Origin of the sequence: Weissella paramesenteroides (genome assembly GCF_051903945.1) — a bacterium.
Lineage (GTDB): Bacteria > Bacillota > Bacilli > Lactobacillales > Lactobacillaceae > Weissella > Weissella paramesenteroides_A.
The window spans coordinates 1,586,312-1,610,845 of record NZ_CP192268.1 but is presented as its reverse complement, the minus strand read 5'-3'; the positions used below and the strand labels follow the sequence as shown (position 1 = coordinate 1,610,845).

Here is a 24,534-nt window from a genome sequence, read left to right as displayed (position 1 = left end):
TTTCATTAATGAGAATACCCGGGTGTATCTCAAAAATGATACAATAGACAAGATAAATTAAGAGGAGGATAACCAGATGGACAAAAAAGAATTAGTTATTGTCACTGGTATGAGTGGAGCTGGCAAAACGGTTGCCATTCAGGCATTTGAAGATCTTGGTTATTTTACAGTTCAGAATTTACCACCTGCAATGTTACCAAAATTTTGGCAAATGATTTCAGATGAAGAAAATATTCAACGAGCAGCAGTTATGATTGATTTACGATCACAGAGCTTTTTTGCTGATTTAGATCACGAAGTCCGGAAATTAAGAAAAAATAGTTATGACAAGTATGATATGAAAATTGTTTATATCGATGCTTCTGATGGCGAACTAGTTGCCCGTTATAAAGAAACACGACGCTCGCATCCCTTATCTGGTGAAGGTGGAACCTTATATGGTATCCAAATAGAGCGAGAGAAACTGGCGAAAATTCGTGACTTAGCAAGTGAAATCATTCATACTGATGATTACGCACCACGACAATTACGGAATTATATTCAAGCGCACTTTGGTTCAGAAACTGACCAAGCGGGAACATTTTCAATTCAGGTCATGAGCTTTGGCTTTAAATATGGTATTGCGGTTGATGCTGACTTAGTTTTTGATGTAAGATTCTTGCCTAATCCTTATTATCAAGAAGATTTACGTCAACTAACAGGTTTAGATAGAGCGGTGGCTGACTATGTTTGGCGCACAGATGATGCAAACGAATTTTATGAACGCGTTAGTGAACAAATCAAGTGGCTATTACCAAAATATAAAGCTGAAGGAAAGAGTACACTGACCGTAGCATTTGGTTGTACAGGGGGCCAACATCGCTCGGTTGCTTTTGCACATCGTTTGCATGAAGACCTAGCGAAGAATTGGGTTGTCAATGAGCGACACCGTGATATCGAACGCCGAAAGGAGAGTAGTAACCGATCATGACAGAAAAATATACAGTTAAACGTGTCCCTAAAGTCGTTGTGATTGGTGGTGGGTCCGGTCAGCCAGTTGTTTTAAATGGTTTAAAAAAATATGATAGTGATTTAACGGCAATTATCACAGTTGCTGATGATGGCGGTTCGTCTGGGACCTTACGCGATTATTTAAAAATGGTGCCGCCTGGAGATATTAGAAATGTGATTGCCACATTATCAAATCTACCAGCAAGTTTAATTGATATCTTTCAATATCGCTTTAAGCCAGAAGATGATATGTTGGCACATCACTCCTTAGGAAATTTGATTATTGCGGCGATGGCTGAAAAAGAACATGATATTTTTGATGGGATACAGTTACTAACAAAAATTATGCAAGTTCAAGGTCATGTATATCCAGTTGCTAATGAACCATTAGTATTACATGCAGCTTTTTCAGATGGTACCAAACTAGCAGGTGAGGCTGAGATAACAGCGGCACATAAGGCAATTGATCATATCTGGGTTACGTCTCAAGAGACAGCTGCTACACATACTGTACAATCACCCAGCCAAGTTGTTAATGCTATTTTAGAGGCTGATATTGTGGTACTTGGACCAGGTAGTTTGTTTACCAGTGTGCTGCCTAATTTAATGGTACCGAATGTTGCTGAAGCTTTACGAGCAACGCGCGCTAAGGTTGTGTACATTGCGAATATCATGACTCAAAAAGGTGAGACAGATAATTTTACAGATGCGGATCATGTTGAGGCAATTAATAAGCATGTTGGGGAACGCATTGTTGATGCAGTGATTATGAACACTGGTAAAGTGCCTGAGGATTATATTGATTGGCAACGTTGGAATGAGATTTCATACCAGGTGCATTCAGATCCAGAAGCTGTTCAAGCACTAGGTGCTGAGCCAGTTTTGGGTGATTTACTAGCTTTGCGTGATGATGGTGCATTCCATGATGGGGATGCGGTCGCACAATTAATTATGCAATTAGTGAAAAAACAATAGAAAAACGAATGAGGAGGTGGCGATAATGTCATTTGCAAGTGACGTTAAAAAAGAATTAACCACCTTAGAAATTAGCAATCCAGATAATGCTAAAGCTGAGTTGTCGGCTTTATTGCGTATGAATGGTTCGCTGGGACTAACAAATCAACATTTTACGCTCAATGTGCAAACTGAAAATGCGGCAACTGCGCGACGAATATTAGGATTATTGCAGCAGTTCTATCGTTTACCATCAGAAATATCTGTACGTCGTCAAATGAAATTAAAGAAAAACAACTTGTATGTTGTCCGTATTACGCAAGGTGTTAGTGAATTACTTGATGACTTACACATCTTCGAAGATTTTGAACTATTGCCAACTGTACCTGATGAATGGTTAGAGCCAGAAGGTAAAGCCCGTTCCTATTTACGAGGAGCCTTTTTGGCAGCGGGATCTGTTAATAATCCGGAAACTAGTCGCTATCATCTGGAAATATACTCTTTATATGAAGAACAAGCGACACAATTAGCAAATTTGATGAATCGTTTTGATTTGAATGCAAAGGTGGTCGAACGTCGTTCAGGGTTTATCGTGTATTTAAAAGAAGCAGAAAAAATTGGCGATATGATGAAAGTGATTGGTGCTACGAATGCGATGTTCCGTATGGAAGATGTGCGGATCATTCGTGATATGCGCAATTCCGTTAATCGATTAGTCAATGCTGAAAATGCAAATTTGGATAAGACAGTCAATGCAAGTCAAAAACAAATTGATGACATTTTATTTTTGGATGAAGAAATTGGTCTTGGACGCCTTCCTGAAAAGTTACGCGAAATTGCTGAAGTCCGTTTGGCTCATCGTGAAGAACCATTGTCTGCACTCGGACAATATGTGCCTTCCGGCGAGATTTCAAAATCAGGTGTTAATCATCGCTTGCGAAAGTTAACAAAAATGGCTGATGAAATTAGGGATACTGGACAAATTCCGAAAGAGATTCAAAGAGGATAGTGTAATTAGTTAAATAAAGTTTGACCATTCTTGACGAAATGATAAAATGATATTATGTTCTTGAGTTTGAACACTAGGAGGAAATAAAAAATGACACCAATTCCATATGTTATTGAGCAATCATCACATGGTGAGCGTTCTTATGATATTTTTTCACGTTTGTTAATTGACCGTATTATCATGGTTAATGGTGAAATTGAATCACAAATGGCAACTGCAATTATTGCCCAGTTGTTATTCTTAGATGCCCAAGATCCAGATAAGGACATTTATATGTATATTAACTCTCCAGGTGGGGAAGTTAATGCCGGTATGGCAATTTACGATACAATGAATTTCATTAGTGCCGATGTGCAAACAATTACGATTGGATTAGCAGCATCAATGGCTTCTGTATTGGCTTCATCAGGGGCTAAAGGCAAGCGCTTTATCTTGCCTAACTCACAATTTATGATTCACCAACCATCGGGTGGTGCACAAGGTCAACAAACCGAGATTGCGATTGCTGCTGAAGAAATTTTGAAGACTCGTAAGAAGTTGAACCAAATTTTGGCAGATAATACTGGTAAGCCATTTGAAGAAGTTGAAAAAGATACTGAACGTGATCACTGGTTGGATGCTGAAGAGTCACTTGAATATGGCTTGATTGATAAAATTATGACTAGCGCTAAGGATAAAGCATAGAAAATTTTGCTCTTAGTTTAAAATTTAATGTTGACAAAGAGGACTTTTACCTTGTTTTTTTACGAGGTTAAGTCCTCTTTTTTCACAAAGTTTAAGTAAGCGCTTTCTTTGTTGACAGTGTAGGTATTTGCAACGTATCATTGTATTTAGGAAGTGCTTTGATATCAAAAGTTAATACTTCCTTATTGTGAACCTATGCACATTGTGTAAGCGCTTTAAATTAAAAATATGTATTGTGGTTTAACCATAAATAAAGTGATTTGTCCCATATTGAAACGTTAAATTTGAAGATTTTGTGTTTATTATGTTGAATATTTCACAAATGTATTTATAATTAAGAGTGTTAAGACATGCTTTGGAGGAAAAGAACAATGAAAATTTTTGCATATGGTATTCGAGAAGATGAGCAAGCCGCACTACGTGAGTGGATGTCAAACCACCCAGAAGTAGAAGTAGACTTTACTGATAAGTTATTGGATCCAAAGACTGCTAAGTTAGCTGAAGGCGCAGATGCAGTTGATGTATACCAACAACTATCATATACACCTGAAACGTTGACCGCTTTGCATGAATTGGGCATTAATAAAATGTCACTACGTAACGTAGGTACAGATAACATTGATTTTGAGACTGCTCGTCGTTTCGACTTCTCAATCTCAAACGTTGCTGTTTATTCACCTAATGCGATTGCTGAACACGCAGCTATTCAAGGGGCACGCGTGCTACGTCAAACAAAAGCATTAGATAACAAGATTGCTAACCATGACTTGCGTTGGGCACCAACAATTGGTCGTGAAGTTCGCATGCAAACATTCGGAATTATTGGTACTGGACACATTGGACGTGTGTTGATCGATATTTTGAAGGGCTTCGGTGCTAAAATCGTTGCTTATGATGTATATCGTAACCCTGAGCTTGAAGCAGAAGGTATCTATGTTGATACGTTAGATGAATTGTATGCACAAGCTGATGCGATTTCACTTCACGTACCAAGTTTGCCAGAAAACTACCACATGATTAATGCAGAATCAATTGCAAAGATGAAGGACGATGTTGTATTGATCAATGTTTCTCGTGGTGATTTGATGGATATTGATGCTGTTATTGATGGTTTGAACTCAGGTAAGATTTTTGGTCTTGCAATGGATGTTTATGAGAACGAAGTTGGCTTGTTTAACAGTGACTGGTCAGGTAAGGAATTCCCAGATGCTAAGATTGCTGATTTAATTGCTCGCGAAAATGTTTTGGTAACACCTCACACGGCCTTCTACACAACTAAGGCTGTCTATGAGATGGTTACACAATCAATGGATGCCTCACTTGCCTTTATTAAGGGTGAAGAGACACCAAACCAAGTTAAGTATTAATCATTAATTTTGCAGTAATGATTGTGGGATTTCGTTACTGTGAGTGGGTATGTGACATAGTCACATTAGAAAGGTAATTGAATATTATGGCTAGTGCAGTTTTTGACGGTTCGTACGAACTAAAGTTTAAAGATTTTTTCTTTAAGGTGTTGTCTGGTTCTGCTCAAGGTATTTTGATTGGTGTTTTGCCATCAGCTGTTTTGAAGTATGTTATTCGTCCGTTTGTACAAAGTGGAATGGGTTGGGCAGTTGACCTGAGTGCGATTTTGACGCTATTCTCATCACTTATTCCAATGTTGATTGGTTTGGCAATTGCCATGCAATTTAACATGAAGTCACTAGACGTTGGTGTTATGGCAATCGCTGTTGGTGTTGCCTGTGGATCGATTAAGTGGGCTTCAGTGCCAGCAGGATTTAAAAATCCGGTGACTGGTGTAACTACTACGTCTCCTAGTACAGTATATATGGCAGCTGGAGCTGGGGATGTTATCAATGCCATGATTGTTGCGGCAATCGGGGTTCTTGTTATTTGGCTAATTGCTAAATATCTAGGAGGATTTGGTTCATTAGCTATTATCTTAAGCCCCATTATTGTCGGTGGTGGTGTTGGTTTAATTGGTAAGGAAATCGCACCTTATGTTGGTGAGGTAACCACTTGGATTGGTAAGATGGTGCAATTAGCAACTGATTTGCAACCATTACCAATGACAATCATTATTGCGATGGCTTTTGCGGTTATTATTGTCACACCTGTTTCAACGGTTGGTATTGCTTTAGCAATTACATTGTCAGGATTAGGTTCTGCTGCCGCTGGTGTTGGTATTGTTGCAACGACTGTTGTGCTATTAGTTAACTCAATTCGCGTTAACAAAGTTGGAACAACCGTTGCCATCTTCTTAGGTGCCATGAAGGGTATGATGCCTTCAGTATTTAAGAAGCCGGTTATGCTATTCTCATTTATGGTGGCTGCTGCAATTTCAGCATTGCCAATCAGTTTCTTGAATGTTCAAGGAACACCAACTTCAGCCGGATTTGGTTGGATTGGATTTGTTTCACCAATTCAGTCAGTTGTCCGTGATGTTGCCGATAAGGCGTTCCAAACGAATACAATTGGTGTTATCCCAGCTATCTTAGTTTGGGCAATCGTACCAATCATCGCTGGAATTGTCGTTGACTTGTTATTCACTAAGGTATTTAAGTTATACAAGCCAGAAGACTTTAAGCAAGAAATTTAATATGATAAACAGATAAACACATGCTAATAATTATTAGCGTGTGTTTTTTATATAACAGAAACACTAGCGGTCTTATAGTTGTGAATATAAAACCCAATGAAAGACGTTAAAGGCACGATCTAAGCGTTAATTTGAGGACGGTGGTATTATTTACAGTAAGTCGAGTAAACGCCTTAAGAGTGGGTAAAATAAAAAAACAGAGAATGGTTAGAACCATTCTCTGTCTTAATAATCGTTTATTTTTATCTATATTAAAATAGATTAATAAATGAGCTTACTTAGGTGAAACAACTTGCTTACCATTGTAAGTGCCATCAGCAGCAACGTGGTGGTTACGTACGTAAACACCATTTTCGTTCATGTGAATAGCTGGCGTCTTCAATCCGCCTTGACCGCCGCGACGAGTGCGCTTTGCGTGCTTTGAAACTTTACGTGCAGGAACTGCCATAGTTATATCCTCCCTTACACCGCCGTGTTAGAAAGAAGGCAGTGTGTAATAATCTAATTTTTTCAACTGTTCTAAATTACATTATTTTTAGCTATTTGTCAAGCCATACCCTTTTTGCGTAAGGATTATCTATGAAATAAAAGCCTGATAATAACTTTACTTTTTATGAGACTAGATAGATAATTAGGTGTACCAAAAAACAAGGAGGCATATTTACTGATGGTGTTGTTTTCAGTAGAGGATCCGTTACAGCAGAGTGATGGTCCAAGTTTGGCGGTTTTACTAGCTAAGAATTTGGGTGGATTAAACAGGCTGATGATCGGGGAATTTATCGGTAAACGTCAAAACAGTCAATATGCTTGATTGTTTTGACGATCATATATGAATAGGAGTGTATAGATGGCATTAGGAAAACAATTCAAACATATTCTTGTGGCTGTTGATGATTCAAATCTTGGCCAAATGGCATTAGTTAATGGTATTCATCAAGCAAGAGAGGATAATGCAAAGTTAACGATTATTTCTATTTTTGAAAAAGGTCAGTTAAATGTTTTTGACTTTTTCTCAAAAGAGAGTACAACGGCGGCTGAAGATGATGTACAGCGTGCTTTAAAACGTTATCGTGAAATGGCACTTGAAAATGGTGTGACCGATGTGGACACGCGTATTGCCGAAGGTAAGCCAGGCGAAGTCATCGTAAAGGATGTCATTCCAGCGGTTAAACCAGATATGGTTGTGATTGGATCTCATTCACAGCAAGGTACTGAAAAGTACTTTGGTTCGCAATCAAGTTATGTTGCAAATAATGCACCAGTGACGGTTATGATTGTTCGTTAATAATAAAATGAATTTATTAGAGGTTAGCAATTAGCGTGCTAATCTCTTTTTTTTAAAAAATTAGTCTGAAAGAGTCTTGCTTATTTTATAAAATATAACTTATAGTACAAAAATACTCTTTTGGAGAAGAAAAATGCCTTTAGTAGCAAAATATATTAACGCTTATTTATCAACAATAAAGTACTTAAATGAAATGGTAGCAGTGCCGGCTGCACAATACGATTTGTCATTTGAGCAATATTTAATTATGCAAGGTATTGCACAGCATGATGGATTAACGTTGACAGATATTGTGGCAAAACGTCAAGTTACACGGGCAGCAGTGTCGCGACAAATTAGAATGTTGTTGCGAAAACAATATATTTGGCAGGAAGCGGATGTGACTGACCGTCGACGAATGTTATTACATTTAACAAAACGTGGTCAGAAAGTGGAGCGGGAACTAACAGACCGTATTGAATGTCGTTTTGATAGCTGGTTAATTTCACTAGGTGAAGAGCGGGCGACAGAAATTCTCAAATATATGATCAAATTTGACGAGAAAACACTGACGAAAAATGTCATTCAGCATTATTGACCGTATTTTTTAAAAAATACTTTTTTATATTATTGGGCTTGTATTTGTTTAGGGCATGTTGTATGATGGAATAGTTGTTTTTGGGCATTAGCCAAGCGGTAAGGCAATGGTTTCTGGTGCCATCATGCACTGGTTCGAATCCAGTATGCCCAGTTTACAGATGCGGAAAGCGTTAGTTTTTTGAAAAAAAGACTAACGCTTTTTTGCATGTTGAAAAAATTTAAATAAAATATTGTTAAACGTGTAAGCGTTATATTGTCGTATACTGTAAGGATTGTGAAAACATGAACTAGTATTTCTGTTGAATTAGTGCTGGTTTTTTACTACTAAATACGTTAAGAACGCGCTACAATGTAAGCATTGATGCTTATTGCAATATATTTAAAGAGGTAGAGTACATGTCTGAAGAGAAGAAAACCGGTGCCGATTTAGTTGTCGACAGTTTAAACAACCATGGCGTTGACTTGGTGTTTGGAATTCCTGGGGCTAAGATTGATCGTTTGTTTGAAAAACTTGATCATCCAGCTGAAGGGAGCAAAGCACCTAAGTTGATTGTTACTCGTCATGAGCAAAATGCTGTGTTCATGGCGCAAGCATTTTCACGTATCACTGGTAAGACTGGTGTCGTTGCTGTTACTTCAGGTCCAGGTGTGGGTAACTTGGCTTCTGGATTGATGACAGCAACTGCTGAAAATGATCCCGTATTGGCGATTGGTGGTCAGGTCCAGCGTAAGGATTTGTATCGATTAACGCATCAAAGTACGCCTTCAGCAACTTTATTTGCGCCAATTACAAATTACTCAGTTGAAATTCAAGATCCAAATAATATTTCAGAAATTATTTCTAATGCCTTTGCTGCTGCAAATGGTCCTAAGCCAGGAGCAGCTTTCGTTTCATTACCACAAGATGTTGATGAAGCTGAAGTTACTATTGATGCATTGCCAGCCGTTAAGCCAGCGACATTTGGTGCGGCAGCTACTGATGACATTGCTTGGTTAGCTGAACAAGTTAAGGCTGCTGAGTTACCAGTTTTGTTAGTTGGTGCTCGTGGATCAGATGATGCAACAACTCATGCATTGCATGCATTGCTGGAACAAACAACTTTGCCAGTTGTGGAAACATACCAAGGTGCTGGTGTCATCTCTCGTGAATTAGAAGAGCAGACATTCTTTGGTCGTATTGGGTTCTTCCGCAATCAGGTTGGTGACCGTTTATTGGCACAATCTGATTTGGTTATTACAGTTGGATATGATGCCATTGAATATGAGCCACGTAACTGGAACAAGAATGCTAATCTACGGATTGCGGCGATTGACACACAGGCGGTTCAAATTGATAATCACTTTACGCCTGAACGTCAATTGGTTGGTACATTGGCAGATACGTTAAGTGCTTTGAAAGAGCAAATTAAGGGTTATGAATTGCCTGCAAAGTCTCAAGAGACGTTGGCAGCATTTAAGGATGATTTACGTGCAGCAGCAGAACCAACTTATACACCTGCTCAACCAGATTTGAATCACCCATTGAGTATTATCAAGTCATTGCAAGCACACATGACAGATGAAATGACCTTATCATCAGATATTGGTTCACACTATTTGTGGTTAGGACGTCACTTTAAGTCATACGTTCCTCGTCATTTCTTGATTTCAAATGGTATGCAAACGTTAGGTGTTGGATTACCATGGGCTATGGCTGCTGCAATGGTTCGTCCAAATGCTAAGTCAGTTTCTGTATCTGGTGATGGTGGTTTCTTCTTCTCAGGAATGGAATTGGCCACAGCTGTTCAATTGAAGTTGAATACAGTTCATATCGTTTGGCAAGATAATTATCACTACGATATGGTTAAATTCCAAGAAGAAGTGAAATACGGTGGTGAATCAGCTGGTGTTAAGTTCTCTGATATCGATATTGTTAAATTTGCTGAATCAGCTGGGGCTAAGGGATTACGTGTGGATACACCTGATCAATTGGATGCCGTGTTGGATGAAGCATTTGCAACTGAAGGACCAGTTGTTGTTGAGATTCCAGTAGATTACTCACATAATTATGAATTGATGTCACAATTAATTGATGACGCAGAATAAAAAATAAAAGCGTCCAGATTTCTGGACGTTTTTTCTTGAGAGAAGGAAAGGAAGCAAAGAAATGTCGACGGTATATCAACATAGTACATTAGCAGCTTTAATGGGCAAGGTTCTTGGAGGTTCAGCAACCTTGGCTGAGCTAAAAGAACATGGGGATACAGGAATTGGTACGTTTGATGGCCTTGATGGTGAAATGATTATGGCCAATGGTGAGGTTTATTATATGGATGGTGAAGGAACTATTCATCATGTGACCGATATGGAAAAAACTGTACCATTTGCAACAGTACACCATGCTAGTGATTCTTCGGAAAAAGTGAAGTTTAGTGCTGGTAATATGAAAGAAATGGTCTCATTGATTGATGATCGTGAACTGGAAAATACATTCTCTGGGGTTATTTTGCAAGGTAACTTTGCTTATATGAAGGTTCGTTCTGCGCCAAAATCTGAACGCCCATATCCGTCATTATCTGAAATCACGAAGACCCAACGTGAATTTGAAGAAACTAATGTTAGTGGTACGTTGATTGGTTATTATTCTCCAGAACTATACCAAGGAACTGTTGCAGCTGGATGGCATGTGCATTTCTTAAGTGATGATCGTACCTTTGGTGGTCACGTTCTTGGTTTTGATGCTGATAACCTTGCGGGAGATTTAACGATCTTTGATAATTATGAATTGCATCTACCAATTGATAATAAAGAATTCCGTGAACACCATGTTGACATGGCTGGCCTAAAAGAAGGGGTTGCCGCAGCAGAGGGATCACAAGATTAATATAATTTTAGCAAAAAAGTTGGAGCGTTTCTTTCGCCCCAACTTTTTTGTGTTAAAAGCATATTATTTATAAGTTTGTCAATTTGATATCATAAACGCGTTACAAACCGCCTTTTGCCTCATTCTCGCTATTTTTTTGTGACCATAGTATGATGTACGTAAAGAAATTTCAATATCTATCATTGAGGGAGTTTGAATATGACAGAATTAATGAAGGCAGTCGTTACAACAATTAATAAAAATCAGCCATTGTCGGGAAAAAATATACCGTTACCTAGTGTTGGCAGCAATGATGTGCTTGTGAAGGTGGCTGCTGCTAGTGTTAATCCAGTTGATGTTAAACAGCTTGAGCTAGCTATGGCAGCAAAAGAAGAATGTGTTCTTGGCTTTGATGCTGTAGGCGCAGTGGTTTCAATTGGTAGTGAGGTAAAAAAATACAAAGTTGGTGACAGGGTCTTTTTTGCAGGTGAATTAGGTCGCACAGGGGCTAATGCTGAGTATGAAGCAGTTAATGAGAACTTAATTGCTAAAGCGCCAGATAATTTATCAGATGTTGAGGCGGCCGCATTACCTTTAACTTTTTTAACGGCATATGAAATGCTTGCTGACAAATTTGGCATTAAGATGACAGCTGGGTCTGCGGCAGGCAAGACACTGCTTATTATTAATGGTGCTGGTGGTGTAGGTTCAATTATGATTCAATTAGCCAAGTGGCTAGGAATGACTGTGATTGCTAGTGCTTCACGTGATGAAACGACTGAATGGGTGCAACGATTGGGCGCTGATTTTGTCGTTAATCATCGTAAAGATTATGTGGCTGAAGTGAAACACTTAGGATTCGATGAAGTGCCCTATATTGCTGTGCTGCATTCGCTTGATCACCATTTTGAGGCATCAGCAGAGTTGGTTGGTACTTATGGTCATATTGGTGCCATTGTACAATCGACGCAACCTTTGCCAGTAGGCCTAATTAAAAACAAGGCAGCATCGTTAGATTGGGAATTTATGTTTGCAAAAACGAATGCCCAACAAGATATTGCCAGTCAAGGGGATGCTCTGGCATTATTGTCAAATCTAGTCACGTCAGGAGTTGTTAAATCAACCATTTCACAAACACTTGATGGGTTATCAGTTGCCACCATAGAGGATGCGCAACAAAAAGTTTCTGCTGGTAATATGCTGGGTAAATTAGTTATTAAATATTAATCAATGAACAAAATAATGATAGAGAATGGGTTTTAATGTAAGTTAAAATTCATTCTTTTTTTGTCTAAAAAAGAATAAAAAGAATTTGCACTCTCGGTATTAGAGTGCTAATATAGATAGTGTAAGTAAGGTCAATAAAGGTCAAAAGAGAGTCAATGTTGACCTACTGGGAGTAATGAATATAAAAAAGATTGTAAGGAGGCCGTAATTATGGCACAAGATCCATTTGGTTTTTCAAGTTTTGATGATATTTTTCGTATGATGAACAATGAAGCAGCAAGGACACAACAAGCACAGCGTTCACAGCAAGGACCACGTACACAGATGGGACGTGGGAACGGTGGCAACGATAGCGGACAAGGCAATGGTTTACTTGACCAATATGGTATTAACCTAACGGAGATGGCACGCAAGGGCAAGTTTGATCCGGTGATTGGTCGAGATGATGAAATTGCACGTGTTATTGAAGTATTGAATCGTCGTACTAAGAATAATCCAGTTTTGATTGGAGAAGCTGGTGTTGGAAAGACGGCGGTTGTTGAAGGCTTAGCACAGGCAATCGTCAATGCCAAAGTACCAGGTAAGTTACAAGGTAAGGAAGTTATTCGATTGGATGTGGTATCACTTGTTCAAGGCACAGGTGTGCGTGGGCAATTCGAAGAGCGTATGCAACAATTGATGGACGAAGTTTCGAAGCGTGAAGATGTTATCCTCTTTATTGATGAAATTCATGAAATTATGGGTGCGGGAACTGCTGGTGAAGGTTCAATGGATGCAGGTAACATCTTAAAGCCAGCATTAGCTCGTGGTGAGTTCCAATTAATTGGAGCAACTACATTAAATGAATACCGGAAGATTGAGAAGGATGCAGCGATTGCTCGTCGATTCCAAACGGTTCAAGTTGATGAACCTTCAACAGACGAAGCACTGCAAATTTTGAAGGGCATTCGTTCACGATACGAAGATTATCACAAGGTTAAGTATGCGGATGAAACGTTGGAAGCCGCTGTGAATCTTTCGAATCGATACATTTCAGATCGTTTCTTGCCTGATAAGGCGATTGATTTGATTGATGAGGCAGGTTCAAAAAAGAATTTGTCCGTAAAGATTGCAGATCCGAAGGAGTTGGAAAATAAAATTCACTCAACAGAAGCGCAAAAGCAATCTGCAATCGAGCGTGAAGATTATGAAAAAGCAAGTCAATTACGTGATCAGGTAAACAATTTGGAGCTACAGCTACAAGCTGTTAAGCAACAAGCACCACAAAATGAAGCAGCTCAAACGGTAACTGTGGGTGATATTCAAAAAATCGTTGAAGAAAAAACAGGTATTCCGGTTGGTGAACTGGCTGAGTCAGAGCAAACACAGTTGCGTCATTTAGGTGATAATTTGGCAGAGCATGTGATTGGTCAAGATGAGGCAACAGAAAAGATTGCACGTGCTATTCGTCGTAATCGTGTTGGTTTTAATAAAACTGGACGTCCAATTGGTAGTTTCTTGTTTGTTGGTCCAACAGGTGTTGGAAAAACTGAAACAGCAAAGCAATTGGCAAAAGAATTATTTGGCACAACTGATAGTATGATTCGTTTCGATATGTCAGAGTATATGGAGAAGCATTCTGTCTCAAAGTTGATTGGTGCTCCGGCAGGGTACGTTGGTTACGAAGAGGCTGGTCAATTGACAGAAGCAGTTCGCCGTCGTCCATACTCATTGATTTTGTTAGATGAGGTTGAAAAAGCACATCCAGATGTTATGAATATGTTCCTACAAATTCTTGACGATGGTCGTCTAACAGACGCGCAAGGTCATATTGTTTCATTCAAAGATACAATTATTATTATGACATCGAATGCAGGTACAGGGGTTAAGGATACTAAGGTTGGCTTTGATCCAGAAAATAAGCATGGTTCATCACAACTATTAGAACGTTTAGCACCATACTTTAATCCTGAGTTCTTGAACCGTTTTGATGGTATTATTGAATTCAATGCGTTATCAAAAGAAAACCTGTTGAAGATTGTTGATTTAATGATCACTGATATGAATGCGGCAATTGCAGAAAAAGGACTGCATATTGATGTTACTAGTGATGTTAAGCAAAAGATCGTTGATTTGGGATATAACCCAGAAATGGGAGCAAGACCACTACGTCGTGTTATTCAAGAACAACTAGAAGATCAAATTGCAGACTTTTATCTCGATAATCCAGATATTAAACAATTAACCACTAAGCTAGTGGATGACAATATCCAGATTGAAGATGGCGCAAAAAGTACTGTACAAAATTCATAATATGTTTAAAAAAAGATAAATATCATATAGACAGCGACTACAAACGCTGTCTTTTTTTGTACAATGACAAAGTCGTTGAAATTTTTTAAGTGGGTAAAGTGCATAAAGTAAAGCAGAAATTAAGTTTTTTGTGCTGTGTAACATAAATGAAACATTAAATGCAACTTTTTGAAAAGTCTCTAACGTACAATAGTGCTTGTAGTAAAAATAAAGAAAATCTTAAGAAATGTTCTCGTGGGCAATTTTTATTTAATATATAGACAACAAATAATTAGTTTGAAGGGGTACTTAATATGCACGCATCTGTAAAAAATACGCTATTAGCAACCGCCGGAGCTGCAGCTGCATTGGCTGGAAGTTCAGTTGTTGCTTCAGCTGACTCTATTACTGTTAAATCTGGAGATACGCTATATGCTTTAGCAGCCGCACATCACGTGACTGTTGATGAATTAGTTTCAGCAAACAAGATTGCTAATGCAAATCTAATCCTTACTGGTCAAAAGATTGAATTACCAGGTTCATCAGCAACGTCAGCTCAATCAACAGCATCTTCAGCTGCAACAAAGCCAGCTGCAAAGGGAACATCATACACTGTAAAGTCTGGTGACACTTTGTGGGCAATTGCTAATGCTAATGGTTTGACTTTGTCAGAATTGTTGTCAGCTAACCAAGGTTTGCAAGCTTCATCAATTATCTATGTTGGTGATTCAATTAACCTTACAGCTTCAGCAACTCAGGCAAGTAGTGCCCCAGTAGCAAGTTCAGCAGCTGCAACGTCAACAGCAAACGCATCATTAGCTGCAGCAAGCTCAGCAGCTGCAACATCAGCAGCAAACGCATCATTGGCCGCAGCTAACTCAGCTGCTGCACAATCAGCTGCAACGTCAACAGCGAATGCATCATTGGCCGCAGCAAGTTCAGCAGCCGCACAATCAGCTGCAACATCAACAGCAAACGCATCATTGGCCGCAGCTAACTCAGCTGCTGCACAGTCAGCTGCAACGTCAACAGCAAACGCATCGTTAGCTGCAGCAAGCTCAGCAGCCGCACAATCAGCTGCAACGTCAACAGCAAATGCATCATTAGCTGCTGCAAGCTCAACAGCCGCACAATCAGCTGCAACATCAGCAGCAAACGCATCATTGGCCGCAGCTAACTCAGCTGCTGCACAATCAGCTGCAACGTCAACAGCAAACGCATCGTTGGCCGCAGCAAGTTCAGCTGCTGCACAATCAGCTGCAACATCAGCAGCAAATGCATCATTGGCCGCAGCAAGCTCAGCCGCAGCTCAACCACAAAAGGTTGCAACGTCAACAGCAAATAACAATGTTGTTTCAGCAGACACAACTGGTAACACTTATCCATACGGACAATGCACGTGGTACGTTAAGGGTGATTTAAGCTGGGTCGGTAATCACTGGGGTAATGCTTCAGCATGGCCATCATCAGCAACTGCAGCTGGTCATACTGTAAATAGTACAGCGTCAGTTGGAGCTGTAGCATATTTTGCACCTGGTGTTGGTGGCGCTAGCGCTTACGGTCACGTTGCTGTTGTTGATTCTGTAAATTCAGATGGTACAATTACTATCTCAGAAGCAAACTATGCAGGTAAGTTGTACAATTCACGTACAATTTCTACTTCATCAGTTTCAGGATTCATTCACCAATAAAAGCCATTATTTAAGGAGACTCGTTAGCGGGTCTTTTTTTATATAATTAAAGGAGTGAAAGACAGATGCCATTTAAGATTGAACCTGGACGGGTTGTTCATTTTAATGATTTTGATCAAGCTGATGCAGAAATTTTATTTGAGCCACCAATCGCAGATAAACCAGTACAAATTACTGCTTCTAATTTTGCTCGTAAAACAACGGGAGCTCGGATTCAAAGAACAATGCTCCAGATGATTATGGAAAGTATTTGTGAACGTTTGACAGTTGTTTTAGAAGAAGTACTTGATGTGCCATATTTAAAGGACGGGCAAAGTATCGATAAAGGATTTGATACGGGTGGTTTAATTCAGTACATGTTTAACAAAGTTGCTGGTGTAGGTTTTCCACATGAAGTAAGTGAACAAATGAAATCCGTTACACAATTTCAGATTTCTGAGGCCTTACCAGGTGATTTATTAGTCTGGGGGAGTGCGCTGTTGCCCACAACGGCTGGTATTTATATTGGCGGTGGTAAGTATGTGACAGTGGACGTATTTACGGAGAAGGTAACAATGAAATCTATTTCACGAAAATGGTTACCGGATTTTGTTGGTGCGATAAGGTAGTTAAAACAGTAATGCAGTCATTTTTCAGTTATAATAGGGGTAGGAGGTTTCAATATGGAATTTACTTATGAACCTGGTCGCCTATTTCATGAAACTGATGGTATTGTTGATGCCGAAATATTGTTCCCCGCGATTTTAGGTGGTGCGGTTTGGTCAATTGATCATACGTATGTTGATCCAGAACTTCGGGGACAGGGTATTGCAGGTCGAATGTTGGCAGAGGTCGTTGATCGTGCGACAAAGGCTAATGTACAATTAAAGCCAGTATGTACCTATGCGCGACAAGCCTTTTTTAGAAACCCAGAATATCAAAAAATAGCTTATAAAGATTAAGTTTGTTTTGAAAGCACGCGTTATTTCAACGGGTGCTTTTTAATTTTCTTGAAATTAAGTTATACTTAGTCTTAAGAATTTATTTGAGAGGGATTGTGATGAAACGAGGATTTGCTGTCGTTAATAAGTATGCAAACGCTAATTTAAGTTTGCCAAGTCGAAGTACAGAACATGCTGCAGGATATGATTTCCAAGCAGCAGAAGACTTTATATTGCCATCTATTTGGCGGATGCCATTTTTGAAAGTTTTATGGCAAATAAGACATAATGATGTCATCACGTCTGAAAATGACGAACAAGCATCAAAAATTATTAAACCATTATTAGTACCAACTGGTATTAAAGCCTATATGTGTGATGATGAGTATTTGATGATTGCTAATCGTTCATCAAACCCGTTGAAGCGAGGGCTAATTTTACCAAATGGAGTGGGAATCATTGATGCTGATTATGTTGATAATCCCAAAAATGAAGGCGAAATTTTTATCCAGATGATTAATTTTGGACTTCATGATGTAACGATTAAAAAGGGTGAACGGATTGGCCAGGGTATTTTTATGCCTTTTCTAGTTACAGACGATGACCAGAAACAAATTAAAAAAACACGCCAAGGTGGTTTTGGTAGCTCTGGTATTAAATAAGGGGGGAATTATGGCAAAAACAAAAACCCAATTCGTTTGTTCAAATTGTGGTTTTGTCTCGCAACGATACATGGGACGGTGTGCTAATTGTGGTGCATGGGGAACATTCGTCGAAGAGGTTATGCAGCCAGAAAAGGTAGATCGTAAGTCGCGAATCAATTTAGCTGGTCAAGTAGCCAAGGTTGAACGCCTAAATGAAATCAATATCGAAGAAACACCACGTATTAAAACGGATAATGAGGAATTTAACCGAGTACTTGGTGGTGGTATTGTCCCCGGTTCCATGGTATTGATTGGTGGTGATCCTGGAATTGGAAAATCAACGTTGTTGCTACAGATTTCTGGTCAGTTAGCTAATATGGGAAATAAAGTCCTATATATTGCAGGTGAAGAAAGTGCGTCACAAATTAAATTACGTGCAGAACGATTAGGTGTTCGTGGCGATTCAGACTTTTTACTGTTCCCAGAGACAGACATGAAGCAAATCAGACAGGCAATTGACGAAGCCAAGCCAGAATTTGTTGTCATTGATTCGATACAAACAATGCAAGAGCCAGATATCAGTTCATCAGTTGGCTCAGTTGCCCAAATCCGTGAGACAACTGCAGAGTTATTGCAAATTGCAAAGACCAATAATATTACAATTTTTATAGTTGGTCATGTTACCAAAGAAGGTGCGATTGCTGGACCAAAAATTTTAGAGCATATGGTTGATACCGTTCTATATTTTGAGGGTGATAATCAGCGCAGTTTTAGATTATTGCGTGCCGTAAAGAATCGATTTGGATCAACCAATGAGTTAGGCGTTTTTGATATGCAGCATGGTGGCTTGGTAGAAGTTTCTAATCCATCTGATCTGTTTTTAGAAGAACGTCTGGCAGACGCAAGTGGTTCAGCAGTAGTTGTGGCCATGGAAGGAACGCGTCCAATTTTAGTTGAGGTACAAGCATTAGTGACCCCAACTGTGTTTGGTAATGCACAACGGACAGCTTCAGGAATTGATCGAAATCGTGTATCATTGTTAATGGCGGTCTTAGAAAAGAGATCGAATTTGTTACTACAGAATCAAGATGCCTATGTACGAGCTGCTGGTGGTGTTAAACTTGATGAACCAGCAATCGACTTAGCAGTCGCAATTGCCATTGCTTCAAGTTACAATGACGTTGAGACACGATCAACGGATGCTTTTATCGGAGAGATTGGGTTAACTGGTGAAGTTAGGCGCGTACCTAATGTTGTTGAACGCGTTAATGAGGCCAAAAAACTTGGATTTAAACGAGTATTTGTTCCGCAACATGTGTTAGAACAATTAGCAGGAATCGATGGTATTCAAATTGTGCCGACTAAGACTTTGTCAGAGGCATTACAAAACGCATTAGGATAATGCAGAAAGGAGAATGATATGTTACGGAAACGAATTATCCAGGGAATTTTTTTACTTGCTGGTGGGGCAATTGCTATCACCTTACTTCCAGTAATATGGCGCATTTTTAATTTAGCGGGACATGTATGGATTAATAACGTTATTGTTAATTTTATTCTAGGTGCTATTATTTTTTATTTATTAAGTTTGCCACTATGGCGACCCGTTGATCAGATGATTCATCGCATTGAAAATTATTTGAATAAGCAATCACCACTATTATTACTAATTGGCTCATTAACAACTTTAATTGGATTGGTTATTGCGGTTGTGATCACCGTACCTTTACAACATATGAATAACTTTTTCTTAAGTGGTGTGGTACCAGTTATCGTTATGGCATTACTAGGATATTTAGGGTTCCGATTGGGTACGACAAGAATTGATGAATGGCGTAAATTGCTGCCAACACTAACGGGACGGACAAAAAAGGTGCGTCCACAAGATGAAATCAGTCGCGGCGATGTTTTGACGGAGGTTGAGACAAATTATCATCACTACAAAATTTTGGATACCAATATTTTGATAGATGGTCGCATTCTTGATCTTGTTAAAAGTGGCTTTATTGAGGGAACGCTATTAGTACCAAACTTTGTGCTTTATGAGCTACAGTATATTGCTGATGCAGGTGAATCATTAAAGCGTGTGCGTGGTCGTAGAGGACTTGACGTTTTAAATGAGTTACGTGAGAACAATAATGTGCCACTTGAAATGTGGGAAGGCGACTATGAAGACATTTCTGAAGTTGACGAAAAATTAATTCGTCTAGCAGAAGATGTCAACGGTGTTTTAGTTACTAACGATTATAATTTGAACAAGGTTACTAAGTTTCAAAATGTGCAAGTTTTGAATATTAATGAATTGGCTGGTGCACTACGTCCACGGGTGGCAGTTGGTGATCATTTATCCGTTTTGTTGGTAAAAAATGGAACCGAACGCCAGCAAGCGGTTGGATATCTTGATGATGGGACAATGGTTGTTGCTGAAGAAGGACGTAAGTATCTTCAAAAAACGGTAACAGTTGAAGTGACTTCCGCTTTGCAAACAGATGCAGGTCGTATGATTTTTGGTACGGTTATTGAAAAATAGTGACGATTTGTAAAAATTAAACATTTAATCAGTAGAACACATTGAATCGTGCGAGAAAGCGCGGTATATTAGTAGTCGGTATATATTTAGAAATATAAGATAAAGAGGAGTGTCGATTAGCATGGCTGAGACTACCGAGAAGAAAATTCGAGTGCGTTACGCACCATCACCAACTGGACATTTACATATTGGAAATGCCCGTACTGCATTATTTAACTGGTTGTTTGCCCGTCACCATAAGGGTGAATTTATTATCCGTATTGAGGATACTGACCAGACACGTAATATTGCTGACGGTGAAAAGTCACAGTTAGATAATTTAGCTTGGCTTGGATTAGACTGGGATGAATCTCCAGCTAATCCAGGAAAGTATGGTCCTTATCGTCAATCTGAACGTTTGTCAATTTACAAGCCGCTTATTCAAGATTTATTGGATCGTGGGCTAGCATATCGTTCATTTAAAACCTCAGAAGAATTAGCTGCTGAACGTGAGGCCCAAGTTGCTGCGAAGGAAGCACCGCACTATGTTTATGAATATGCAGATATGTCTGATGAAGAAATAGCTGCATTCCAGGCTGAAGCTGAAGAAAAAGGCTTGCCATATGTTGTTCGCTTCCGTGTGCCTGAGGATAAAGACTACGCTTGGGATGATATTGTTAAGGGACAAATTTCAATTAATTCATCAACAGTAGGTGGTGATTGGGTTATTCAAAAAGCTGATGGTATGCCAACGTACAATTTTGCGGTTGTTGTTGATGACCACATGATGGAGATTTCTCACGTATTGCGTGGGGATGATCATGTATCGAATACGCCTAAGCAATTAATGATATATGAAGCTTTTGGTTGGGAAGCACCAATTTTTGGTCATATGACGTTGATCATTAATGGTGATACTGGTAAAAAGTTGTCAAAGCGTGATGAAACAGTTTTGCAATTCATTGAGCAATACCGTTCTTTGGGCTACCTACCTGAGGCATTGTTGAACTTCATTGTATTGCTTGGATGGTCACCAGTTGGTGAAAAGGAAATCTTCAACAAAAAGCAATTGGTTAAGATTTTTGATGAAAATCGTTTATCAAAGTCACCTGCGAAATTTGATAATAAGAAACTGGAATGGGTTAATAACCAATGGATTAAGACTGCTGACCAAAATATGGTTTTTGATAAATTAATTGAACAATTGGTTTATTCAAAGGTTGTTGATCCTGCAGAATTAACGGCTGAAAAGATGCAATGGTTGCGTTCAGTGATGAATGTCTATATGGATGGTGTTTCATACACTGCGCAAATTGTACCGCTAATCAAGCCAGTATTCTTTGAAATGCCAGCAGCTGCTGATATTTCTGATTCTGCTAAAGAGTGGATGAATGGGGATAATGTTAAAGATATGTTGACACTATTCATCGATAAGATTGAAAAAATGCCGATCTTTACTGCGACTGCGGTATTACATGCAATTCGTGAAATTCAAAATGAGATGGATGTTAAGGGTCGCGCACTTTGGAACCCATTACGTATTGCAACAACTCGTGAGGAGCAAGGTCCTAACTTAGGAGAGTTGCTTGAACTACTAGGCCGTGAGCAGACCTTAGCAAATATTCGCGAGTTCTTATAAATTTTTTTATTTAGATGAGAATGGCATAAAGCCTTGTTTAAGATCATCAGTCTACCACATTTAGCGCGGTAGATTGATGGTCTTTTTCAGTTTATATATGGCTAATAATGTTTCAGGCACTTTTATACTAAAAGTCATGTCACTATGGTCATCAGTATGTTAGAATGTTATTTAGTATAATTAGCGGAAAATAGCTAATAATGACCGATGAGAGGGAAGATAAAGATGGCTAATCCATTACGTACAATTATTGAAAGTGATAAAGGAAAATTACGCCGCTTGGGTCACTTGGCTGATAAAGTGGAAGCCCATGCCGACGAAATGGCAGCCTTATCTGATGAAGAACTACAAGCAAAAACACCATATTTTCGAGACCTATTGAAAAATGGTCAAACGTTAGACGATATTTTACCAGAAGCCTTTGCGGTTGTTCGTGAAGGTGCAAAACGTGTGTTAGGATTGTATCCATTCCGAGTACAAATCATGGGATCAGCAGTTTTGCATGGTGGTAATATTGCTGAAATGAAGACTGGTGAAGGAAAGACACTTACTGCAACCATGGCGGTTTATTTGAATGCCTTACCTCAAAAAGGTGTCCATGTTGTCACAGTTAATGAATACTTGACTCAACGAGATGGTGAAGAAATGGGTCAACTTTACAAGTGGTTAGGACTAACTGTTGGCATTAACTTGACTGAGTTATCACCAGATGAAAAACGGGCAGCATATCTTTGCGATATTACTTATACAACAAATTCAGAAATTGGGTTCGATTATCTACGTGATAACATGGTCGCACGTAAGGAAGATCGTGTTCAACGTGGCTTAAATTTTGCGCTAGTTGATGAAACTGATTCTATTTTGATTGATGAGGCTCGTACACCTTTGATTATTTCTGGTGCACCAGCACAAACAAGTACGCAGCTATATATTCGTGCTGATCGTTTTGCAAAGTCATTAACTGAAGATGAGGATTTCAAGGTTGATCATGAATCAAAATCAGTTTTGTTGAATGATGAGGGAATTGCCAAGGGTGAGAAATACTTTAATCTAGAAAACCTTTATGGTACCGGAAATGTCGCATTGACTCACCACATTGACCAAGCATTGCGTGCAAATTACACCATGTTTAATAACAAAGATTACGTTGTTCGTGATGGTGAAGTTGTATTAGTTGATGCCTTTTCAGGTCGTATTCAAGAAGGTCGACGCTTCTCTGATGGCTTACATCAAGCTTTGGAAGCAAAGGAGCAAGTCCAAATTCAAGAAGATAATCGTGCCATGGCGTCAATTACCTATCAGAATTTGTTCCGTCAATACAACAAATTATCAGGTATGACTGGTACGGCTAAGACTGAAGCGGATGAATTCCGTGAAATTTATAATATGGAAATTACGACGATTCCAACGAATAAGCCAATTCAACGAGTGGATGAACCTGATTTGTTGTATCCTAATTTAAAGTCAAAGTTTAATGCAGTATTACAACTTGTTATTGACTTGCATGAAAAAGGACAGCCAATTCTTATTGGTACAGTTGCCGTGGAAACTTCAGAGTTGCTCTCACAATTATTGGATCAAGCGGGTATTTCACACAACGTATTGAATGCGAAGAACCACGCCCGTGAAGCTGAAATCATTGCAAATGCTGGTCAACGTGGTGCGGTTACGATTGCTACCAACATGGCTGGTCGTGGGACTGATATTAAATTAGGTCCTGGTGTGGCTGAGATGGGTGGTTTAGCTGTTATTGGTACTGAGCGACATGAATCTCGTCGAATTGATAACCAACTACGTGGTCGTTCTGGACGTCAGGGAGATAAAGGATACTCACAGTTCTTCTTGTCACTAGAAGATGATTTGATGATTCGCTTCGGTGGTGAACGTATTAAGAATTTGATGGAAAGTATGAATATGGGCGATGAAGATGCTGTTATCCGTAATGGTTTAATTACGCGTTCAGTTGAGTCTGCTCAAAAGCGTGTTGAGGGAAATAATTATGATTCTCGTAAGCATGTGTTGCAGTACGACGACGTCATGTCACAACAGCGTAACGCCTTTTATGCAAATCGAAATCAAGTCATTGATGAGGAAAAGTCTTTAAGAGACGTATTGCTACCAATGGTTGAACGTACGATACATCGAGTGGTCAAGAATCAAACAATTGGTAAACCAAAAGAATGGCATCTTGATGCAATTGTTGAATTTGCGCAGGCAACAATCGTGCCAGTTAATTCAATTAAGGTTGCAGATTTACAAGGTAAGTCAGCCCAAGAAATTGAGGATGAAATTTATCGTCGCGCTAAGGACATGTATGATGAAAAGCGCCATGCGCTTGGTGATGATGAAGAACGTCTCTTACAATTTACTCGAGTGGTTATTCTACGTGTGGTCGATGCCCAATGGACTGACCATATGGAAGCGATGAACCAACTTCGTGATGCGATTCAACTACGTGGTTATGGTCAATTGAATCCATTAATTGAGTATCAGAATGAAGGTTTCCGTATGTTTGATGAAATGATTGCGGGTGTTGAATATGATGTCACGCGACTATTTATGAAGTCAGAAATCCGTCAAAATGTTCGGTAAATAAACATCTATTGAAACAAAGTGATGCGATTAAGAATAATGAATAATTTCTTAGTCGGGTAAGCCCGGAATCTGGCGGTAGTCATTGTTAGATTG

22 protein-coding genes and 1 tRNA gene are annotated in these 24,534 nt (G+C 39.1%); 22 read left to right on the top strand and 1 reads right to left on the bottom strand.

Annotated elements, in window-relative coordinates; all coding sequences use genetic code 11:
- Positions 1 to 76: 76 nt before the first annotated feature.
- The 6 genes from rapZ to ACQ4QH_RS07900 all read left to right on the top strand — a co-directional run bounded on the left by rapZ (position 77) and on the right by ACQ4QH_RS07900 (position 6,239).
- On the top strand, positions 77 to 970 hold the full coding sequence (gene rapZ, locus ACQ4QH_RS07925) for an RNase adapter RapZ (protein WP_439818451.1): 894 nt from the start codon (positions 77 to 79) through the stop codon (positions 968 to 970).
- Entirely contained in the window at positions 967 to 1,965 is a 999-nt protein-coding gene (locus ACQ4QH_RS07920) for a gluconeogenesis factor YvcK family protein (protein WP_439818450.1), read from the top strand. The genes rapZ and ACQ4QH_RS07920 overlap by 4 nt, the downstream gene beginning before the upstream one ends.
- Positions 1,966 to 1,990: 25 nt before the next feature.
- The gene (gene whiA / locus ACQ4QH_RS07915; protein ID WP_040760509.1) at positions 1,991 to 2,953 is read left to right on the top strand and encodes a DNA-binding protein WhiA; all 963 of its coding nucleotides are present in this window, start codon (positions 1,991 to 1,993) and stop codon (positions 2,951 to 2,953) included.
- A 90-nt stretch (positions 2,954 to 3,043) separates the two neighbouring features.
- Complete coding sequence (locus tag ACQ4QH_RS07910) at positions 3,044 to 3,637, top strand: ATP-dependent Clp protease proteolytic subunit (RefSeq protein ID WP_002827847.1); 594 nt, start codon at positions 3,044 to 3,046, stop codon at positions 3,635 to 3,637.
- Positions 3,638 to 4,008: 371 nt separating this feature from the next.
- Positions 4,009 to 5,004, top strand: a complete 996-nt coding sequence (locus ACQ4QH_RS07905; protein WP_439818449.1) for a D-2-hydroxyacid dehydrogenase — start codon at positions 4,009 to 4,011, stop codon at positions 5,002 to 5,004.
- Positions 5,005 to 5,090: 86 nt separating this feature from the next.
- Positions 5,091 to 6,239, top strand: a complete 1,149-nt coding sequence (locus tag ACQ4QH_RS07900) for a PTS sugar transporter subunit IIC (protein ID WP_439818448.1) — start codon at positions 5,091 to 5,093, stop codon at positions 6,237 to 6,239.
- Positions 6,240 to 6,513: 274 nt separating this feature from the next.
- Here the strand turns inward: ACQ4QH_RS07900 and rpmF are convergent, their stop codons facing one another.
- Complete coding sequence (gene rpmF / locus ACQ4QH_RS07895; RefSeq protein WP_002827844.1) at positions 6,514 to 6,687, bottom strand: 50S ribosomal protein L32; 174 nt, start codon at positions 6,685 to 6,687, stop codon at positions 6,514 to 6,516.
- A 219-nt stretch (positions 6,688 to 6,906) separates the two neighbouring features.
- Here rpmF and ACQ4QH_RS07890 point away from each other — a divergent pair, with 219 nt between their 5' ends.
- From ACQ4QH_RS07890 to secA, 16 genes are all read left to right on the top strand, one after another.
- A complete protein-coding gene (locus ACQ4QH_RS07890) occupies positions 6,907 to 7,050 on the top strand; it encodes a hypothetical protein (RefSeq protein WP_002827843.1) in 144 nt (47 codons plus the stop codon).
- 36 nt (positions 7,051 to 7,086) lie between these two features.
- Positions 7,087 to 7,524 (top strand): universal stress protein, encoded by a 438-nt coding sequence (locus tag ACQ4QH_RS07885; protein ID WP_002827842.1) that lies wholly within the window; start codon positions 7,087 to 7,089, stop codon positions 7,522 to 7,524.
- A 133-nt stretch (positions 7,525 to 7,657) separates the two neighbouring features.
- Positions 7,658 to 8,101 carry a MarR family transcriptional regulator gene (locus ACQ4QH_RS07880; protein ID WP_439818447.1) on the top strand — a complete coding sequence of 148 codons (444 nt, stop codon included), beginning with the start codon at positions 7,658 to 7,660 and terminating at the stop codon, positions 8,099 to 8,101.
- Positions 8,102 to 8,182: 81 nt separating this feature from the next.
- Positions 8,183 to 8,254: transfer RNA gene (locus ACQ4QH_RS07875), tRNA-Gln, on the top strand.
- A gap of 245 nt (positions 8,255 to 8,499) precedes the next feature.
- On the top strand, positions 8,500 to 10,188 hold the full coding sequence (gene alsS, locus ACQ4QH_RS07870) for an acetolactate synthase AlsS (protein ID WP_439818446.1): 1,689 nt from the start codon (positions 8,500 to 8,502) through the stop codon (positions 10,186 to 10,188).
- Positions 10,189 to 10,249: 61 nt separating this feature from the next.
- Positions 10,250 to 10,966 (top strand): acetolactate decarboxylase, encoded by a 717-nt coding sequence (budA, locus tag ACQ4QH_RS07865; protein WP_439818445.1) that lies wholly within the window; start codon positions 10,250 to 10,252, stop codon positions 10,964 to 10,966.
- A 198-nt stretch (positions 10,967 to 11,164) separates the two neighbouring features.
- A complete protein-coding gene (locus tag ACQ4QH_RS07860; protein WP_439818444.1) occupies positions 11,165 to 12,172 on the top strand; it encodes a zinc-binding alcohol dehydrogenase family protein in 1,008 nt (335 codons plus the stop codon).
- A 210-nt stretch (positions 12,173 to 12,382) separates the two neighbouring features.
- Entirely contained in the window at positions 12,383 to 14,464 is a 2,082-nt protein-coding gene (locus tag ACQ4QH_RS07855; protein ID WP_439818443.1) for an ATP-dependent Clp protease ATP-binding subunit, read from the top strand.
- Positions 14,465 to 14,757: 293 nt separating this feature from the next.
- Complete coding sequence (locus ACQ4QH_RS07850; RefSeq protein ID WP_439818442.1) at positions 14,758 to 16,134, top strand: LysM peptidoglycan-binding domain-containing protein; 1,377 nt, start codon at positions 14,758 to 14,760, stop codon at positions 16,132 to 16,134.
- A 65-nt stretch (positions 16,135 to 16,199) separates the two neighbouring features.
- Entirely contained in the window at positions 16,200 to 16,742 is a 543-nt protein-coding gene (locus ACQ4QH_RS07845) for an NlpC/P60 family protein (protein WP_439818441.1), read from the top strand.
- Between the two features lie 54 nt (positions 16,743 to 16,796).
- Positions 16,797 to 17,075: a GNAT family N-acetyltransferase gene (locus tag ACQ4QH_RS07840; protein WP_439818440.1), complete on the top strand. Its 279-nt coding sequence runs from the start codon at positions 16,797 to 16,799 to the stop codon at positions 17,073 to 17,075.
- A 98-nt stretch (positions 17,076 to 17,173) separates the two neighbouring features.
- Entirely contained in the window at positions 17,174 to 17,716 is a 543-nt protein-coding gene (locus ACQ4QH_RS07835; RefSeq protein ID WP_439818439.1) for a dUTP diphosphatase, read from the top strand.
- 10 nt (positions 17,717 to 17,726) lie between these two features.
- Complete coding sequence (radA, locus tag ACQ4QH_RS07830) at positions 17,727 to 19,100, top strand: DNA repair protein RadA (RefSeq protein ID WP_439818438.1); 1,374 nt, start codon at positions 17,727 to 17,729, stop codon at positions 19,098 to 19,100.
- Positions 19,101 to 19,118: 18 nt separating this feature from the next.
- The gene (locus ACQ4QH_RS07825; RefSeq protein WP_439818437.1) at positions 19,119 to 20,228 is read left to right on the top strand and encodes a PIN/TRAM domain-containing protein; all 1,110 of its coding nucleotides are present in this window, start codon (positions 19,119 to 19,121) and stop codon (positions 20,226 to 20,228) included.
- A 121-nt stretch (positions 20,229 to 20,349) separates the two neighbouring features.
- Entirely contained in the window at positions 20,350 to 21,846 is a 1,497-nt protein-coding gene (gene gltX, locus ACQ4QH_RS07820) for a glutamate--tRNA ligase (protein ID WP_439818436.1), read from the top strand.
- A 225-nt stretch (positions 21,847 to 22,071) separates the two neighbouring features.
- Entirely contained in the window at positions 22,072 to 24,438 is a 2,367-nt protein-coding gene (gene secA, locus ACQ4QH_RS07815) for a preprotein translocase subunit SecA (RefSeq protein ID WP_439818435.1), read from the top strand.
- Positions 24,439 to 24,534: the final 96 nt, after the last annotated feature.

Bases quoted from the DNA above. Each gene is read 5' to 3' on its own strand.
- rpmF (WP_002827844.1), bottom strand. From the start codon at position 6,687: ATGGCAGTTCCTGCACGTAAAGTTTCAAAGCACGCAAAGCGCACTCGT.
- alsS (WP_439818446.1), top strand. From the start codon at position 8,500: ATGTCTGAAGAGAAGAAAACCGGTGCCGATTTAGTTGTCGACAGTTTA.
- ACQ4QH_RS07825 (WP_439818437.1), top strand. From the start codon at position 19,119: ATGTTACGGAAACGAATTATCCAGGGAATTTTTTTACTTGCTGGTGGG.
- radA (WP_439818438.1), top strand. From the start codon at position 17,727: ATGGCAAAAACAAAAACCCAATTCGTTTGTTCAAATTGTGGTTTTGTC.
- gltX (WP_439818436.1), top strand. From the start codon at position 20,350: ATGGCTGAGACTACCGAGAAGAAAATTCGAGTGCGTTACGCACCATCA.
- ACQ4QH_RS07845 (WP_439818441.1), top strand. From the start codon at position 16,200: ATGCCATTTAAGATTGAACCTGGACGGGTTGTTCATTTTAATGATTTT.
- ACQ4QH_RS07860 (WP_439818444.1), top strand. From the start codon at position 11,165: ATGACAGAATTAATGAAGGCAGTCGTTACAACAATTAATAAAAATCAG.
- ACQ4QH_RS07900 (WP_439818448.1), top strand. From the start codon at position 5,091: ATGGCTAGTGCAGTTTTTGACGGTTCGTACGAACTAAAGTTTAAAGAT.
- ACQ4QH_RS07905 (WP_439818449.1), top strand. From the start codon at position 4,009: ATGAAAATTTTTGCATATGGTATTCGAGAAGATGAGCAAGCCGCACTA.
- ACQ4QH_RS07910 (WP_002827847.1), top strand. From the start codon at position 3,044: ATGACACCAATTCCATATGTTATTGAGCAATCATCACATGGTGAGCGT.
- ACQ4QH_RS07840 (WP_439818440.1), top strand. From the start codon at position 16,797: ATGGAATTTACTTATGAACCTGGTCGCCTATTTCATGAAACTGATGGT.
- whiA (WP_040760509.1), top strand. From the start codon at position 1,991: ATGTCATTTGCAAGTGACGTTAAAAAAGAATTAACCACCTTAGAAATT.
- ACQ4QH_RS07920 (WP_439818450.1), top strand. From the start codon at position 967: ATGACAGAAAAATATACAGTTAAACGTGTCCCTAAAGTCGTTGTGATT.
- budA (WP_439818445.1), top strand. From the start codon at position 10,250: ATGTCGACGGTATATCAACATAGTACATTAGCAGCTTTAATGGGCAAG.
- rapZ (WP_439818451.1), top strand. From the start codon at position 77: ATGGACAAAAAAGAATTAGTTATTGTCACTGGTATGAGTGGAGCTGGC.
- ACQ4QH_RS07835 (WP_439818439.1), top strand. From the start codon at position 17,174: ATGAAACGAGGATTTGCTGTCGTTAATAAGTATGCAAACGCTAATTTA.
- ACQ4QH_RS07885 (WP_002827842.1), top strand. From the start codon at position 7,087: ATGGCATTAGGAAAACAATTCAAACATATTCTTGTGGCTGTTGATGAT.
- ACQ4QH_RS07880 (WP_439818447.1), top strand. From the start codon at position 7,658: ATGCCTTTAGTAGCAAAATATATTAACGCTTATTTATCAACAATAAAG.
- ACQ4QH_RS07850 (WP_439818442.1), top strand. From the start codon at position 14,758: ATGCACGCATCTGTAAAAAATACGCTATTAGCAACCGCCGGAGCTGCA.
- secA (WP_439818435.1), top strand. From the start codon at position 22,072: ATGGCTAATCCATTACGTACAATTATTGAAAGTGATAAAGGAAAATTA.
- ACQ4QH_RS07890 (WP_002827843.1), top strand. From the start codon at position 6,907: ATGGTGTTGTTTTCAGTAGAGGATCCGTTACAGCAGAGTGATGGTCCA.
- ACQ4QH_RS07855 (WP_439818443.1), top strand. From the start codon at position 12,383: ATGGCACAAGATCCATTTGGTTTTTCAAGTTTTGATGATATTTTTCGT.